This window comes from Arthrobacter sp. 05T444, assembly GCF_056395905.1.
The window spans coordinates 1-14,887 of the sequence record NZ_JBFTKK010000006.1; the positions used below are offsets into that span (position 1 = coordinate 1).

General features: G+C 64.8%; 12 protein-coding genes. 3 read left to right on the forward strand and 9 right to left on the reverse strand.

Translation table 11 applies throughout. From position 1 onward, the window contains the following. The 4 genes from AC1DD3_RS07440 to AC1DD3_RS07455 form a co-directional block, all read right to left on the reverse strand. A partial coding sequence (locus tag AC1DD3_RS07440; RefSeq protein WP_476881358.1) for a cbb3-type cytochrome c oxidase subunit I occupies nt 1-1,286 on the reverse strand: 1,286 nt, incomplete at its 3' end. 10 nt (nt 1,287-1,296) lie between these two features. After that, entirely contained in the window at nt 1,297-2,169 is an 873-nt protein-coding gene (gene ctaC / locus AC1DD3_RS07445) for an aa3-type cytochrome oxidase subunit II (RefSeq protein WP_230119435.1), read from the reverse strand. Between the two features lie 185 nt (nt 2,170-2,354). Then, complete coding sequence (locus AC1DD3_RS07450) at nt 2,355-2,744, reverse strand: HesB/IscA family protein (RefSeq protein ID WP_230119436.1); 390 nt, start codon at nt 2,742-2,744, stop codon at nt 2,355-2,357. Between the two features lie 186 nt (nt 2,745-2,930). Beyond that, nucleotides 2,931-4,361, reverse strand: a complete 1,431-nt coding sequence (locus AC1DD3_RS07455) for a dipeptidase (RefSeq protein ID WP_230119437.1) — start codon at nt 4,359-4,361, stop codon at nt 2,931-2,933. A gap of 129 nt (nt 4,362-4,490) precedes the next feature. Here AC1DD3_RS07455 and AC1DD3_RS07460 point away from each other — a divergent pair, with 129 nt between their 5' ends. Beyond that, nucleotides 4,491-5,093 (forward strand): DUF3043 domain-containing protein, encoded by a 603-nt coding sequence (locus tag AC1DD3_RS07460; RefSeq protein WP_230119438.1) that lies wholly within the window; start codon nt 4,491-4,493, stop codon nt 5,091-5,093. A gap of 140 nt (nt 5,094-5,233) precedes the next feature. Here the strand turns inward: AC1DD3_RS07460 and AC1DD3_RS07465 are convergent, their stop codons facing one another. Then, a complete protein-coding gene (locus AC1DD3_RS07465; RefSeq protein ID WP_230119439.1) occupies nt 5,234-6,307 on the reverse strand; it encodes a quinone-dependent dihydroorotate dehydrogenase in 1,074 nt (357 codons plus the stop codon). A 131-nt stretch (nt 6,308-6,438) separates the two neighbouring features. On the opposite strand from AC1DD3_RS07465, the gene AC1DD3_RS07470 reads away from it, so the two are divergent. Next, the gene (locus AC1DD3_RS07470; RefSeq protein ID WP_230119440.1) at nt 6,439-7,446 is read left to right on the forward strand and encodes an alpha/beta hydrolase; all 1,008 of its coding nucleotides are present in this window, start codon (nt 6,439-6,441) and stop codon (nt 7,444-7,446) included. 51 nt (nt 7,447-7,497) lie between these two features. Here the strand turns inward: AC1DD3_RS07470 and AC1DD3_RS07475 are convergent, their stop codons facing one another. The 3 genes from AC1DD3_RS07475 to leuA all read right to left on the reverse strand — a co-directional run bounded on the left by AC1DD3_RS07475 (nt 7,498) and on the right by leuA (nt 10,929). Further along, complete coding sequence (locus AC1DD3_RS07475) at nt 7,498-8,343, reverse strand: isoprenyl transferase (RefSeq protein ID WP_230119441.1); 846 nt, start codon at nt 8,341-8,343, stop codon at nt 7,498-7,500. Between the two features lie 2 nt (nt 8,344-8,345). Continuing rightward, on the reverse strand, nt 8,346-9,098 hold the full coding sequence (gene recO, locus AC1DD3_RS07480) for a DNA repair protein RecO (RefSeq protein WP_230119442.1): 753 nt from the start codon (nt 9,096-9,098) through the stop codon (nt 8,346-8,348). A gap of 91 nt (nt 9,099-9,189) precedes the next feature. After that, nucleotides 9,190-10,929: a 2-isopropylmalate synthase gene (gene leuA / locus AC1DD3_RS07485; RefSeq protein ID WP_230119443.1), complete on the reverse strand. Its 1,740-nt coding sequence runs from the start codon at nt 10,927-10,929 to the stop codon at nt 9,190-9,192. A 254-nt stretch (nt 10,930-11,183) separates the two neighbouring features. Here leuA and AC1DD3_RS07490 point away from each other — a divergent pair, with 254 nt between their 5' ends. Next, on the forward strand, nt 11,184-13,136 hold the full coding sequence (locus AC1DD3_RS07490; protein WP_476881359.1) for a M13 family metallopeptidase: 1,953 nt from the start codon (nt 11,184-11,186) through the stop codon (nt 13,134-13,136). Between the two features lie 85 nt (nt 13,137-13,221). Here the strand turns inward: AC1DD3_RS07490 and AC1DD3_RS07495 are convergent, their stop codons facing one another. Then, entirely contained in the window at nt 13,222-14,682 is a 1,461-nt protein-coding gene (locus AC1DD3_RS07495; protein WP_230119445.1) for an LCP family protein, read from the reverse strand. Between the last annotated feature and the right edge of the window lie 205 nt (nt 14,683-14,887).

Genomic DNA, 14,887 nt, shown 5'->3' on the forward strand with positions numbered 1-14,887 from the left:
AGCCGTTCGTTGAGCATCTTCCCTGTCCACTTCGGCCACCAGAAGTAGAAGCCGGCGAACATCGCGAACACCACGGTGCCGAACACCACGTAGTGGAAGTGCGCCACCACAAAGTAGGAGTCCGAGACGTGGAAGTCCAGCGGCGGCGAGGCCAGGATGATGCCGGTGAGGCCGCCGAAGAGGAACGTGATGAGGAAGCCGATGCTCCACAGCATGGGGGTCTCAAAGGTGATCGATCCGCGCCACATGGTGCCGATCCAGTTGAAGAACTTCACGCCGGTGGGTACCGCGATGAGCATGGTCATGAAGGAGAAGAACGGCAGCAGCACGGAGCCGGTGACGTACATGTGGTGCGCCCACACGGTCACGGAGAGAGCAGCGATGGCGATCGTGGCGTAGACCAAGCCTTTGTAGCCGAAGATCGGTTTGCGGCTGAATACCGGGAAGATCTCGGAGACGATGCCAAAGAACGGCAGCGCGATGATGTACACCTCGGGGTGGCCGAAGAACCAGAACAGGTGCTGCCACAGAACGGCCCCGCCGTTGTCCGGATCGAAGATGTGCGCACCGAACCGGCGGTCGGCGCCGAGGGCGAACAGTGCTGCGGCCAGCGGCGGGAACGCCATCAGAACCAGGATCGCTGTGACCAGCGTGTTCCAGGTGAAGATCGGCATGCGCCACATGGTCATGCCCGGGGCGCGCATGCAGATGATGGTGGTGATGAAGTTGACCGCGCCAAGGATGGTGCCGAAACCGGACAGCGCCAGGCCGAACACCCAGAGGTCCCCGCCGATGCCGGGGCTGAACGTGGTGTTGGACAGCGGTGCGTACGCGAACCAGCCGAAGGACGCCGCGCCCTGCGGGGTGATGAAGCCGGAGACGGCGATGGTGGAGCCGAACAGGAAGAACCAGAAGGCCAGCGCGTTCAGTCGCGGGAACGCGACGTCCGGGGCGCCGATCTGCAGCGGCATGATGACGTTCGCGAACCCGGCAAACAGCGGGGTGGCGAACATCAGCAGCATGACGGTGCCGTGCATCGTGAACAGCTGGTTGTACTGCTCCTTTGTCTGCAGGATCTGCATGCCCGGCTCAAACAGCTCGGCACGGATCAGCAGCGCCATCACGCCGCCGAAGCAGAAGAACACGAAGGACGCGATCAGGTACATGTACCCGATGGTCTTGTGGTCAGTGGAGGTGATCCAGTTGACGACGATTCGTCCCTTGGATTTCGGAACTACGGGAGCCTCGAGGGTCCCGACAGGTGCGGATTGGGTATAAGTAGCCACGTCGCTCCCCTTACTTCGATTCGATCAGGCCGGGGTTGCGGTCGTACTCTTCGCCGAGCAGTCCCGTGTTGCCGTCCTGGCGCAGCTGGTTCATGTGCGCCTGGAATTCGGACTCGGAGACCACCTTTACGCGGAACAGCATTTCGGAGTGGTATTCGCCGCAGAGCTCGGCGCACTTGCCGTCATACGTGCCCTCTTTGGTGGGCGTAAAGCGGATGAAGTTGGTCTTGCCCGGGATCATGTCCCGCTTCTGCAGGAAGGCAGGTACCCAGAAGGAGTGGATAACGTCGCGTGAGTTCAGTTCAAGGTCCACCGACTTGCCGACAGGCAGGTAGAGGGTGGGGAGCTTTTCCTTGTCGACGGCCTCGCCGGTCAGGTGTGCCTGGACACCGGCTTCGTGAAGGTCCTCGGTGACGACGTCGCCCTTTTTGTAGTTGAAGTCCCAGGCCCACTGCTTGCCGCGGACGTCCACTACCACGTCGGCCGGTTTGGAGCGGTCGTCGATGGCCTGCTGGTCGCGGTCGGTGAAGTAGAAGAACACCAGGACCATGAACAGCGGGATGGTGAGGTAGAAGACCTCGAGGGGCAGGTTGAAGCTGGTCTGCCGGGGGAATCCGACAGTGCCCTTGCGGCGGCGGTAGGCCACGATGCACCAGACAATCAGGCCCCAGGTGATAATGCCCACCACGAGTGCGGCAATCCATGAGTTGACCCAGAGGTCCATGATGCGGTCAGTGTTACTGGTGGTGCCACGCTCAGTGGGCAGCCACCCCTTCTCTACCTCTGACGAACATCCAGTCAAAACCAACGCGCCGGCAATTGCCAAGCCAGAGATCGAAGTGATCGTTTTGCGTCGGCTGCCGGTTCGGTTCTGCGAACTCACAGACGGCCCTTCCTACTTGTTGCTGTTGCCAGGGCGGCCTATGGCATCCCGGGCACACTAAAGGTTTTACTACTCGGTGTAGAGCTTACCGCTCCCCGCGCGTTTTCGCCCACATGTCCGCGCAGTGTGGCGGCGCCGKTTATCCCSGSCCCCGCCACAGCGTTTTGGACGGGCAAGCGGGCCCGCTAGTGGAATGAATCGCCGCAGGCGCACGATCCGCCTGCGTTGGGGTTATCGATGGTGAAACCCTGCTTGGAGATGGTGTCTTCAAAGTCGATGCTGGCGCCGCTGAGGTACGGCACGCTCATCTTGTCGACAACGACCTCGACGCCGTCGTAGTCGCGCACGGCGTCGCCCTCGAGGAGGCGCTCGTCGAAGTAGAGCTGGTAAATCAGTCCGGAGCAGCCGCCCGGCTGCACGGCAACGCGAAGGCGGAGGTCGGTACGGCCTTCCTGCTCAAGGAGGCTGCGGACCTTGCCTGCGGCAACGTCCGTCAGCTGAACCTCGTGGCTCGCCAGTTCGGCACTGGCCGTGCCGGTGGATTCGGTGCTGTTTTCATTGGTCGTAGTGCTCATTGGCCTACCTTCTAACGACGGTCCTGGCGGCCCCGCATGCACGGTGCCTGCCCCTACGGAAACGGTATGGGCTATAGCTACATGCTACGTCGATCAGACGCGTAGCTCTAACTGCAGGCGTAACCGTGGCCATCCCCGACTTGTTCCCGCAATGGCCGCGCCAGGCAACCGTCAGGACCCGTGAGGTCAGCCGAGACCCTCGCTGTTGAGGCGTGCCAACAGCAGCGCCTCGGCCACGACTGCATTCCGGAAGTCTTCAATATGGAGTGACTCGTTGGCCGAGTGGGCCCGGGAATCTGGGTCTTCCACTCCCGTCACCAGGATCTGGGCCTCCGGGTAGAGGTCCGTCAGGTCAGAAATGAACGGAATGGAACCGCCGATGCCCATTTCCACTGCCGGTACGCCCCACGACTCCCCCAGCGCCCACATGGCGAATGCCGCAGCAGCCGAACTCCGGTCCGTGAGGTAGGCGTTGCCGCTCTCCCCGGGCGTGAAGAGCACCTTGGCACCGAACGGCGCGTGGGTCTCGACGTGGCGGCGGACTGCCTCCATGGCGTCTGCCGGCACTTGGCCGGGGGCCAGCCGGAGGCTGAACTTCGCACGTGCCCTGGGCAGCAGTGTGTTCGAAGCTACGTCAACGGCAGGCGCATCGAAGCCGATGATGGAAAGTGCCGGCTTGGTCCACATCCGCGATGCGATGCTCCCGCTGCCTGCCAGCTTCACGCCGTCGAGCACAGAGGCGTCCGCCCTGAATTCCGCCTCGGTCAGGTCCACGGTGGCTTCGTCGCGGCCCACAAGACCCTCAATGGCCACGCTCCCCTCGGCATCGTGGAGGGTCGCAATGAGGCGGGACAGCAGTGTGGGCGCATCCAGCACGGGTCCGCCGTACATCCCGGAGTGCACTGCATGCTCCAGGACCTGTACGTCGATGGTTCCGTCGATCAGTCCGCGGAGGCTGGTGGTGAGCGCCGGAACCCCCACCCTCCAGTTGCTGGAGTCGGCCACCACTATGACGTCGGCCCGGAGCAGCTCGCGGTGTGTTTCCAGGAACGTCCGGAAGGTCGGTGAGCCCGCTTCTTCCTCGCCTTCGAAGAAAAGCGTCACACCAAGCCCGAATTCTTCGCCGAGCACCTGGGTCACGGCTCCGTAGGCTGCGATGTGGGCCATGATGCCCGCTTTATCGTCAGCGGCCCCGCGACCGTACAGACGGCCGTCGCGTTCGACGGCGGTGAACGGCTCTGACTCCCACAGCGCAGGATCGCCGGGCGGCTGGACGTCGTGGTGGGCATAGAGCAGGATGGTCGGCTTGCCGTCCGCCGCTTCGCGGCGTGCAACCACGGCCGGCCCCCCGGGGGTTCCATCCTCCTTGTCGCAACGAAGTATCCGGACGTCACCCAGGCCGGCGCCCCGCACGAGGGCGGCAACGGCCTCGGCACTGCGGTCAAGGTGCGCGGGATCGAAACTCGGCCAGGCAATACCGGGAATACTGACCAGGTCTTTCAGCTGGGACATGGTGGTCCCAAACGCTGCGCTGACGGCGTTCCGAAGGGCGTCCGTGTCGACGCCGGCCACCGAACCGACAGATTGTTGCGGGGTCGCCGCTGATGGTGAAGTCATGGCCAAAACACTACCTGTGTCACAGACCACAACAAATAACGCCCCGACCCCACGCCGCCCGCGTCACCTGCGGCTCTGCCTGTCCGGCCGCATGACGGGCAGTCCGGCCCTGCAAGGTATTCTGTTTCCGTGTTCGGACGTAAAAAGGAAGCGCCAGCGGCGCAGGATGTAGTAGACCAACAAGCTGCCGAGGCAGCTTCCCGGCAGGCCGAGGCTGCCGGGAAGGGTGTGCCCACGCCCAAGCGCAAGGCCCAGGAGGCAGCCCGCAAGCGGCCGCTGGTGCCCGAGGACCGCAAGGCCTCGAAGGCGGCAGAGCGTGCCGCCATCCAGGACCAGCGTCTGAAGATGCGCCAAGCGCTCGATACCGGCGACGAGAAGTTCCTCCCGATCCGTGACAAAGGGCCGCAGAAACGGTTTGCCCGCGACTACGTGGACGCGCGGTTCAGCCTCGGCGAGTACCTCATGTTCGGCGCACTGGTCTTCGTGATCATCTCCCTGCTGGTGCCGTCCACGAGTGAACAGATGATTTACGTCCTGGGCGGGTTCTGGGTCATGTTCCTGGCCGTCTTCGTGGACGTGTTCATCCTGTCCCGCAAACTGCGTAAGCGGCTCACCGAGAAGTTCGGAGACGTGGAACGCGGCACTGTCTGGTACGGGTCAATGCGCTCCCTGCAGTTCCGGAAGCTGCGCCTCCCCAAGCCCCAGGTCCGGCGCGGCCAGTACCCGTCGTGAACCCCTCCGATTTCTCCGGGCCCTGTTCCCGGCCGTGATTCAGAATGAAGCAGCCCCCGGCGGTATTACCGCCGGGGGCTGCTGCATTCCCGTGACAGCGTTGCTGTTGGTCCCTATCGGACGCCCCGGACGGGGCAGTGTCAGGCCCCGCGCCGGCTTTTTGCCAACTGCCTGTTAATGCGCGCTGCCCAGAAGGGCCCCTCGTAAAGGAAGGCCGTGTACCCCTGGACCAGGGTGGCACCGGCGTCCAGCCTGTCCTGGACATCCCGGGGCGTCTCCACGCCGCCCACGGATACCAGCGTGAGCCGGCCGTCGGTGGCGGCTTTGAGCCGGCGCAATACCTCCAGTGAACGGGCCTTCAGCGGAGCACCCGAGAGGCCGCCCGCGCCGCACGCTTCAATCCTTTCCGGCTCCGCCGTGAGGCCTGTGCGTCCGATGGTCGTATTAGTGGCGATAATGCCGTCCAGGCCCAAATCCAGCGCAAGCCGCGCGACGTCGTCCACATCCTCATCGCTGAGATCCGGGGCGATCTTGACCAGCAGCGGCACGTGGCGTCCGGCCGCCTTGTCGGACTCCTCCCCCACCGCTGCCAGGAGCGGCCGGAGCGTTTCCACGTTCTGCAGGAGCCGCAGGCCCGGCGTATTCGGGGAACTGACGTTCACCACCAGGTAGTCCGCTGCCGGAGCAAGGCTGCGCGCGCTGATCAGGTAGTCCTCCGCGGCGTCCTCAAGTTCCACCACCTTGCTCTTTCCGATGTTCACCCCTATGAGCGGGCGCACCTTGGGATGCCGCCGCTGGAGGGCAGCCCGGGCAGACTTGAGGCGGGGTGCCACCGCCGCGGCGCCGTCGTTGTTGAACCCCATCCGGTTGATGACTGCCCGGTCATCGATAAGCCTAAAAAGCCTCGGCTTTTCGTTGCCAGGCTGGGCGCGGCCGGTGATGGTCCCCACCTCGACGTGGCCGAAACCGAGTTCGGTCAGGGCCTCGATACCGTGGCCCTCCTTGTCAAAGCCGGCGGCCAGCCCGAACGGCGACGGGAACGTCAGCCCAAAAGCGCTCGTCTGCAGGGATGCGGGCGGGGCCGTAAAGCGTGCCAGCAGGCGCCCGGCGCCGGTGGTATGGGCCAGGCGGATGCCCTTGAATCCGATTTTGTGGGCGCGTTCGGCGTCCATCCATGAAAAGGCCAGCCTGAAGAAAGTCGGATATACGCGCATGCCTCTAGTTTTCCGTCTTCGGCGGTGGAGACCAAACCAGCCCCGACACAAGGCTGCGCGCCACGGCGGAGGCGCCTTCTGCCGCCGCGGCTGCGGCCGCGGGGCCTGACCGGAAAGTCTAGGCTGGTGCCATGGAGTGGCAGAGCGATATCCTGGGCAGCGGCTTCGAGTCCTGTGCCTTTGATGCCACCGGCAGTGACGGCGTCACGCGCACCGCAACGCTCGTCCGCTATGCCCCGCAGAAGGACGGCACCGCAGATGTTGGGCCGGCAGCCAAACACCGCGCGGTGCTTTTCCTCCATGGCTGGAGTGATTATTTTTTCAACGCGGAGCTGGCACGTTTCTGGGATGGCCAGGGCTTTGAGTTCTTTGCCTTGGATATGCACAACCACGGCCGCAGCCTGCAGCCCGCTACGCACGGCGGGTACGTTGCCGATCTGGGGAACTATGACGCGGAAATCGACACCGCACTCAGCATGATTTCGGACGTGCGGCCCACGGCGCCCATGTCGCTTGTCCTGATGGGACATTCCACCGGCGGCCTTGTCGCAGCCCTGTGGGTGAGCCGCAACCCGGGCAGGGTTTCGCAGCTTGTCCTGAACAGTCCCTGGCTGGAAATGCACGGCAGCTCGCTGGTCCGCAGGGCCGCCCGGACCATGGTCGAACCCCTCGCCCGGCTGCGGCCGGAAGCTGTGCTCCGGCTGCCCGAGCGTGGCTTCTACTGGCGGAGCATCAGCAGCTCGGCCGAGGGCGAATGGACCCTGGACGACAAGTACCGGCCCCCCATGGCCTTCCCGGTCCGGGCCGGCTGGCTGAGCGCCGTCCTTGCCGGCCACACACAGGTTGCCCGCGGCCTCCGCATCGAGGTTCCCATTCTGGTCGTGATTTCCGGTGCCAGCGCCAACGGTCCGTTCTGGACCGAGGCAATGCGCAGGACCGACGCCGTGCTGGACGTCAACGTCATCGCCGTCCGTGCCCTCTCGCTGGGCCGGAGCGTGACCGTGGAACGCATCGACGGCGCCCTGCACGACGTCTTCCTGTCCCGTACCGAGGTGCGCACGGACGCGTACCGGCGGTTGGCCACGTGGATTCGCGGCTACGCGGCGGAGGACGAAACCTTCGACGGCCGGCTGCCGTGACCGAAGGGGAACGGGTAAACAGGACAGCTCCTCCCCCGTGCCGCTGAAGTCCTACCCCGGCTGGTTGGCGGCGGCCACCGGATTCTTCGCGGCATCCACCGCGCCGCCGTAGCGGCGGTCCCGCTGTGCATAGATTCCCACAGCATCCCAGAGGGTGCGGCGGTCCACGTCCGGCCAGAGCGTGTCCAGGAAAACGAACTCCGCGTACGCAGACTGCCAAAGCATGAAGTTGGACAGCCGCTGCTCGCCGGAACTGCGCAGGAAAAGGTCGACGTCGGGCAGGTCCGGTTCGTCGAGGTACTTCTGGATGGTTTTCTCCGTGATGGCACCCGGCTTAAGCCGGCCGGCGGCGACTTCCTCGGCAATGGCAGAGACTGCGTCCGCTATCTCCGCGCGGCCGCCGTAATTAACACACATGGTTAACGTGCACGTGCTATTTCCGGCGGTGTACGCCTCGGCCTCCTCGAGTTCACGGATGACGGACCCCCACAGCTTGGGCCGCCGGCCGGACCAGCGCACCCGCACGCCCCATTCGTCCAGCTGGTTCCGCTGCCTCCGCAGCACGTCCTTGTTAAATCCCATCAGGAACCGCACTTCCTCCGGGGACCGCCGCCAGTTCTCCGTCGAGAATGCATAGACCGTGACGTACTTGATGCCGAGCTCGATGGCCCCGGCCACGACATCCAGCAGGGCGGGCTCCCCTGCCTTGTGGCCTTCAATGCGGGGCAGCCCCCGCTGGTTGGCCCACCGCCCGTTCCCGTCCATCACGATCGCCACATGCTGCGGCACGAACTCGGCCGGGATCGCCGGAGCAACTGCTCCCGAAAGATGGGGGTAGGGGCGAACCACCGGGGCGGTCCGGCGACGGGCAGGAGTGGTCTTCTTTCCCAAGGACACTGTTAGGTACGCTCCACAAGTTTGAGGGATTTCAGGACACGTTCAAGGTGCCATTGCAGATAACTGGCCACGAGGCCCGCGGCTTCCCGCCGGTGCAGCGGTACCGAGGAATCCGCCGTCGTCCAGTCTCCGGTGAGCAGTGCGCCCAGCAGCGTGACCGTCTCGGCGGCCGGGGCCGGTGAACCCGGCGGCCGGCAGTCGCTGCAGACCATGCCGCCGAGCGGAGCCGAGAACGCGGTGTGGGGCCCGGCCGCACCGCAGCGCGCGCAGTTGGTGAAGCTGGGAGCCCAGCCTCCAGTGGCGAGGGCGCGCAAGAGGTAGGAGTCCAGTATCAGTTCCGGTGTGTGGTCCCCGCGGCTGAGTGACGCCAGGGCGCCGACGAGCAGGTTGTACTGGGCGGTTCCGGCTTCGCCGTCAACGTCTGTCAGCTTTTCGGCGGTCTCCGTCATGGCCGCAGCCACCGTGTACCTGCCGTAGTCGGCTGCGATGTTCCCGCCGTAGGCGCCCTTGGCAACAGCCTGGGTGACAATGTCCAGGGTCTTGCCGGACACGAGCTGTAAGTCCGCCACCATGAACGGCTCCAGGCGGGCGCCAAAGCGGCTGCTGGTGCGCCGGACGCCTTTGGCGACGGCCCTCACCTGCCCGTGATGCTTCGTCAGCAGCGTGATGATGCGGTCCGCCTCGCCGAGCTTGTGGGTGCGCAGCACCACGGCATCATCGCGGTAGGCACGCGCTGCAAATGACTGTTGGACCACGCTTAATCTTCGCACTGTCTGCCGGAAAACCCTGCTTTCCGGGTTGCAGGTGCGCCGCCGGAGGAAAGCGGCGGCGCACCTGTCAGGACTCTCAGGCCTGGGCGTCCCGAACGGCGCGGTTCACGGCCGAGATGACTGCCTTCAGCGAGGACATGCTCGTGTTCGGATCGATGCCGATGCCCCAGAGAACACGCTCGCCGACCGCGCATTCCACGTAGGCGGCGGCGCGGGCGTTTCCGCCTTCCGACAGGGCGTGCTCGCTGTAATCCAGCACCCGGACATCCACGCCGTCCTGGCCGAGGATGTCCAGGAGCGCGGCGATGGGGCCGTTGCCGGTTCCTGTGCGCCGGACCTGGGCGCCGTCCACGGTGAGCGTGGTGTGCAGCGTCATGGAGCCCTCTTCATCGGTCTCAGTCTTGACCGATCCGAGGGAATACCGGCCCCACTGGCGGTCGGCCGAGTCGGATGGCAGGTACTCGTCCTGGAAGAGCTGCCACAGCTGGGCGCCGCTGACTTCGCCGCCCACCGTGTCCGTGCGGCGCTGGATGACGCCGGAGAATTCAATCTGGGCACGGCGCGGCAGGTCGAGACTGTGCTCGTTCTTCAGCAGGTAGGCGACGCCGCCCTTGCCGGACTGCGAGTTGACGCGGATGACGGCCTCGTAGCTTCGGCCCAGGTCCTTCGGGTCGACCGGCAGGTACGGGACCTGCCAGGTGAAATCGCTGACGTCCATGCCTGCTGCGGCTGCGTCCTTTTCCAGGGCTTCGAACCCCTTCTTGATGGCATCCTGGTGGGAACCGGAGAACGCGGTGAAGACGAGGTCTCCGCCGTAGGGCGCCCGCTCCGCCACCGGCAGCTGGTTGCAGTACTCCACGGTGCGCCGGACGTCATCGATGTTGGAGAAATCGATCATCGGGTCGATGCCCTGCACGAACATGTTCAGCCCCAGGGTGACCAGATCAACGTTGCCGGTCCGCTCGCCATTGCCGAACAGGCACCCTTCGATCCTGTCGGCGCCGGCCAGGTAGCCGAGCTCTGCCGCAGCGACGCCTGTGCCGCGGTCGTTGTGCGGGTGCAGGGAGAGAATGATTCCCTCACGCGGGTGCAGGTTCCGGCTCATCCACTCGATGGAATCGGCGTAAACGTTCGGCGTGGCCATCTCCACCGTTGCGGGCAGGTTGATGATGACCTGGCGGTCGGCGGATGCCTCGAAGATGTCCGCGACCGCGTTGCAGACCCTGATGGCGTATTCGAGTTCGGTCCCGGTGAACGATTCCGGCGAGTACTCGTACGTGATGTGCGTGTCCGCCAGCGTTTCCTCGTACTTCTTGCACAAGCGTGCGCCCTGGAGCGCGATGTCCAGGATGCCGTCCTCGTCCTGGTTGAAAACGACACGGCGCTGCAGGACCGACGTCGAGTTGTACAGGTGCACGATGGCCTGCTTCGCGCCGACCAGGGATTCGTAGGTCCGCTCGATCAGGTGCTCGCGGGCCTGGGTCAGCACCTGGATGGTGACGTCATCCGGGATGTGGTTGCCTTCGATGAGCTGCCGGACGAAGTCGAAGTCGGTCTGCGAGGCGGACGGGAAGCCGACCTCGATTTCCTTGTAGCCCATGCGGACCAGCAGTTCGAACATCTTCATCTTGCGGGCCGGGCTCATGGGGTCGATCAACGCCTGGTTGCCGTCGCGCAGATCCACGGCACACCAGCGGGGGGCCTTGGTGATGACCTTGTCCGGCCAGGTGCGGTCCGGCAGTTCGACGGTGATCTGGTCCTGGAACGGTACGTAGCGGTGGACCGGCATTCCTGAGGGCTTCTGTGCGTTTCGCATTACTATCGGGGCCTTTTCTGTGGTTCCTGTTTGAAAGGGTGGCCGGGCAACACAAACTCCGCGACGAGGGTGGGCCTTGCGCTAGATCGCGTCTGAGGCCTCGCCGCGGCAGCTAAGAAGAAGCAGTTCTGCGCGCACCATTTCACAGTAACACGGGTGCGTAAGATGAAGGAGCAACACCTCCAGCAACGTCCACCATGCAGACGCTGCACCGGTGCCAGCGCCGGCCGCAGCCCGTCATCGAAGGAGCTCCTGTGCCACATTCGGGGATCGCCCTGTCCAATATTGACCACAGCGTAAGGCCGCAGGACGACCTGTACCAGCATGTGAACGGGGCATGGCTTAAGAGCACGACGATCCCGGACGACCGTCCCCTGGAAGGAACCTTTACCGCGCTCCGCGACGGGGCAGAGCTGGCCGTCAAGGAAATCATCGAGGAGGCCGCAGGCAAGGGGGCTTCCGCCAGCGGCATCGAGCGAAAGATCGGCGACCTCTACAACAGCTTCATGGATGAGGCCGCCATCGAGGCCAAGGGCATGGACCCGATACGGAACCGGCTGGCCGAAGTGTTCGCCACGTCCACTGTTGGCGAACTGATTGCCCTGGCCGGCCGCCTGTTCCGTGCCGATGTATCCGGCCTGTTCTACATTTACCCGGCCCCGGATGCGGGCAACCCCGAACGCGTTCTGCTGTACACCGGCCAGGGCGGGTTGGGTCTCCCCGACGAGTCCTACTACCGTGAAGAGAAGTTCGCGCCGACAGTCCAGGCCTATCGCGAGTACGTGGGCACGATGTTCGGCATGGCCGGCATCGCCGATCCGGCGGGCGCAGCGGCCCGTGTGGTGGCCCTGGAGACCGCCCTTGCCTCGCACCACTGGGACAACGTCACACTCCGCGACCCGCAAAAGACGTACAACCCGAAGTCCGCTGACCAGGCCAATGAGCTGTTCCCCCTGCTGGACACCTGGTTCGACGCGGCGGACATCGTCCCCGAAAAGCGCCAGGAGCTCGTGGTCAGCACACCGGACTTTTTCGCCGGCGCAGCCGCCCTGCTGGTCTCGGAGTCCCTGCCCATCTGGCAGGAATGGCTGGCGCTTCGGGTCATCAACTCTGCAGCCCCCTACCTGTCCGCCGCCTTCGTGGATGCCAATTTCGCGTTCTACGGGACCAAAATCAGCGGCACACCCCGGAACAAGGACCGCTGGAAGCGGGGAGTCGCCGTCGTGGAGGCGGGACTCGGAGAAGCCGTAGGCCAGATTTATGTTGCCCGGCACTTCCCCGAGAGCCACAAGGCGCGGATGCAGAGCCTCGTCGCCAACCTGATCGAGTCTTACCGCCAGAGCATCACGGATCTGGCGTGGATGGGCGAGGACACCAAAGCCGAGGCACTGCGCAAGCTTGGCGCCTTCCGCGCCAAGATCGGCTACCCCGAGGAGTGGATCGATTACTCGGCTGTCGTGATCGATCCTGCGGACCTGCTCGGCAACGTTGAACGTGCTCACAACGCCGATGTCGACCGCCACCTGGACGAGGTGGGCAAGCCCGTGGACCTGAACAAGTGGCTCATGACCCCGCAGACGGTCAACGCGTATTACCACCCGATGCTGAATGAGATCGTCTTCCCGGCGGCGATCCTCCAGCCGCCGTTCTTCACCGCGGACGCTGACGACGCCGTCAACTACGGGGGCATCGGAGCCGTGATCGGGCATGAGATCGGCCACGGCTTCGACGACCAGGGGTCCCAGTTCGACGGCACCGGGGAACTCCGCAACTGGTGGACCGAGGACGACCGCAAGGCCTTCGAGGCCCTGACCGGCAGGCTCGTGGCCCAATACGATGCGCTGTCTCCTTCTGCGGCGCCGGGGCATACCGTCAACGGAAAGCTGACCCTCGGCGAGAACATCGGCGACCTTGGTGGCCTGACCATCGCCCACAAGGCGTACCGCCTCAGCCTCGACGGCCAGGAACCGCCGGTGCTGGACGGGCTGACGGGCGAGCAGCGCTTTTTTGCCTCCTGGGCTGCCGGCTGGCGGCAGGTGATCCGCCCGGAGGAAGCCATCCGGCGGCTGGCCACGGACCCCCACTCCCCCAACGAGTTCCGCACGAACGCCATTGCCAAAAACCTGGATTCCTTCCATGCCGCCTTCAGCGTCTCCGAAGAGGATGGAATGTGGATGTCCCCGGAGGAACGCGTCAACATCTGGTGAATTCGCAAAAAAGTGCCGGGCCAACCGTTGGTTGGCCCGGCACTTTTAGTTGGGGGCGGTTACGCTCCGCCTCCGCCCAGCGGCGCTACTGAACGATCAGCTCGGGGTTGGCCGTCTGGCAGGTTGCCTCTTTGGCTGTCTGGTTGACGATGTCCTTGGGAACCGTTGTCTTGCCGAACTTGGTGCCCGAGGCGAAGTCCGCACCGAGGTAGATCTGCACTCCGGCGATCCCCGGCGACGGCGCCACCTGGCTGGCAGGGATTCCGAAAAGTGCCGCGACGTCCGCTGCCACGTCGGCAAAGTCGGCCCCGTAGTAGACCATGGTCTTCGCCGTGGGCTCTGCCTCCAACTGGCCCACTTGGGTGAATCCGCCGGCGGCAAGGGCCTCCACGATCTCCTGCGTCCGTGCAGGCACCGCCGACCCGTTGGCCACGGTCACCGGCTGCAGTGTTTTGTCATACGGCGCCGCGGGCTTGGTCGGCTTGGGCGTGGCGGAGGGCGTAGCACTGGTGCTCGGTTTCGGCGTGGCCGACGGCGAGGGGCTCTGCTTCCCCTCGGGATCCGTCAGGTCGACGTCCTTCCGCAGGGCCGCGAACAGCTGGGACGCGGCGGGCTGCGCCGCCTCCAGCCGGTTGGGGTCGTTCGTGGCGGGGACGGTCGGCACAGCGACAAACGCCACCTTGCTGACATCGATGCTCTTGAGCCGGTTGCCGATGGTGATCATCGCAGGAACCGACGAAAGGCCGTTGTCGACGGTGAGGTTCTTGGTCACGACGTCGGCGATGGTCAGCATTTTGACCGGGTCCGACAGGGTGCCGTCGTCCTTGATCTTCCGGGTGAGGGAGGACAGGAAGCCTTGCTGGGCCTTGATCCGGCCAAGGTCGCCGCCGTCGCCGAAGGCGTGACGGGTGCGGAGGTATGCAAGGGCCTGCTCGCCCTTCACCTGGGACTTGCCCTTGGGAAGCCGCAGGCGGGAGTCGGGATCGAAGACGGCGTCGCTGATGCAGACTTCCACTCCGCCCACGGCGTTGGACAGCTCCTTGACGGCGTTGAAGTCGGCCATCATGAAGTGGTCCACCTCCATCCCGGTCAGCTTGTTGACGGTGTCCACGGCGCAGCCGATGCCCGCCTCTTTCATTGCCTCATTGATCATGATGCCGGTGCGGGCCGGGTACTGCTTGCCGGTCTTCTGGTCCGTGCACTTGGGGATGTCGACGAGCAGGTCGCGCGGAAAGCTGATGACGTTGACCCGTTTGTTGTCCTCCGAGATGTCCATGAGCATCATGACGTCGGAATTGCCGTAGCCGGTGGAATCCTCGGTGCTGCCGTAATTCGAATTCTTGCCGTCGCGGGTGTCGGAACCCAGAATCAGGATCTGCAGCCTGCCGGTGGCGTCGTCCGTAGTGTCGGTGCGGCTGTTGCCGGCCCCAAGGGCGGACGACGAAATGTTGGACTGCAGCCTGATGTACCAGTATCCGGCGAACGCCAGGCCGCCGATCAGAATGACGGAGACGACGGCGGTAGTCACCTTCAGCCACAGGGGCATGTGGCGCATACTCAAATGCCGGGCAGCGCCCAGGCGGGCGTCTTCGGCATGCCGGGCAGCTGGCTCGGGCCGGGCAGGTTTGCCTGGCCCCTGTGCGCGGTTGTCGCGGCGTAGCACCACAGGGTGTACCTTCCTCTAAAAACGGGATCCGGCCTATTTTAGTCGCCAAGGCTGGGAAAACGCCGGAAGCGTGCCGTGGGACCGG

Coding starts and splice junctions, on each gene's coding strand:
- AC1DD3_RS07470 (WP_230119440.1), top strand. CDS start 6,439: ATGGAGTGGCAGAGCGATATCCTGGGCAGCGGCTTCGAGTCCTGTGCC.
- AC1DD3_RS07495 (WP_230119445.1), bottom strand. CDS start 14,682: ATGCCCCTGTGGCTGAAGGTGACTACCGCCGTCGTCTCCGTCATTCTG.
- leuA (WP_230119443.1), bottom strand. CDS start 10,929: ATGCGAAACGCACAGAAGCCCTCAGGAATGCCGGTCCACCGCTACGTA.
- AC1DD3_RS07455 (WP_230119437.1), bottom strand. CDS start 4,361: ATGACTTCACCATCAGCGGCGACCCCGCAACAATCTGTCGGTTCGGTG.
- AC1DD3_RS07465 (WP_230119439.1), bottom strand. CDS start 6,307: ATGCGCGTATATCCGACTTTCTTCAGGCTGGCCTTTTCATGGATGGAC.
- AC1DD3_RS07450 (WP_230119436.1), bottom strand. CDS start 2,744: ATGAGCACTACGACCAATGAAAACAGCACCGAATCCACCGGCACGGCC.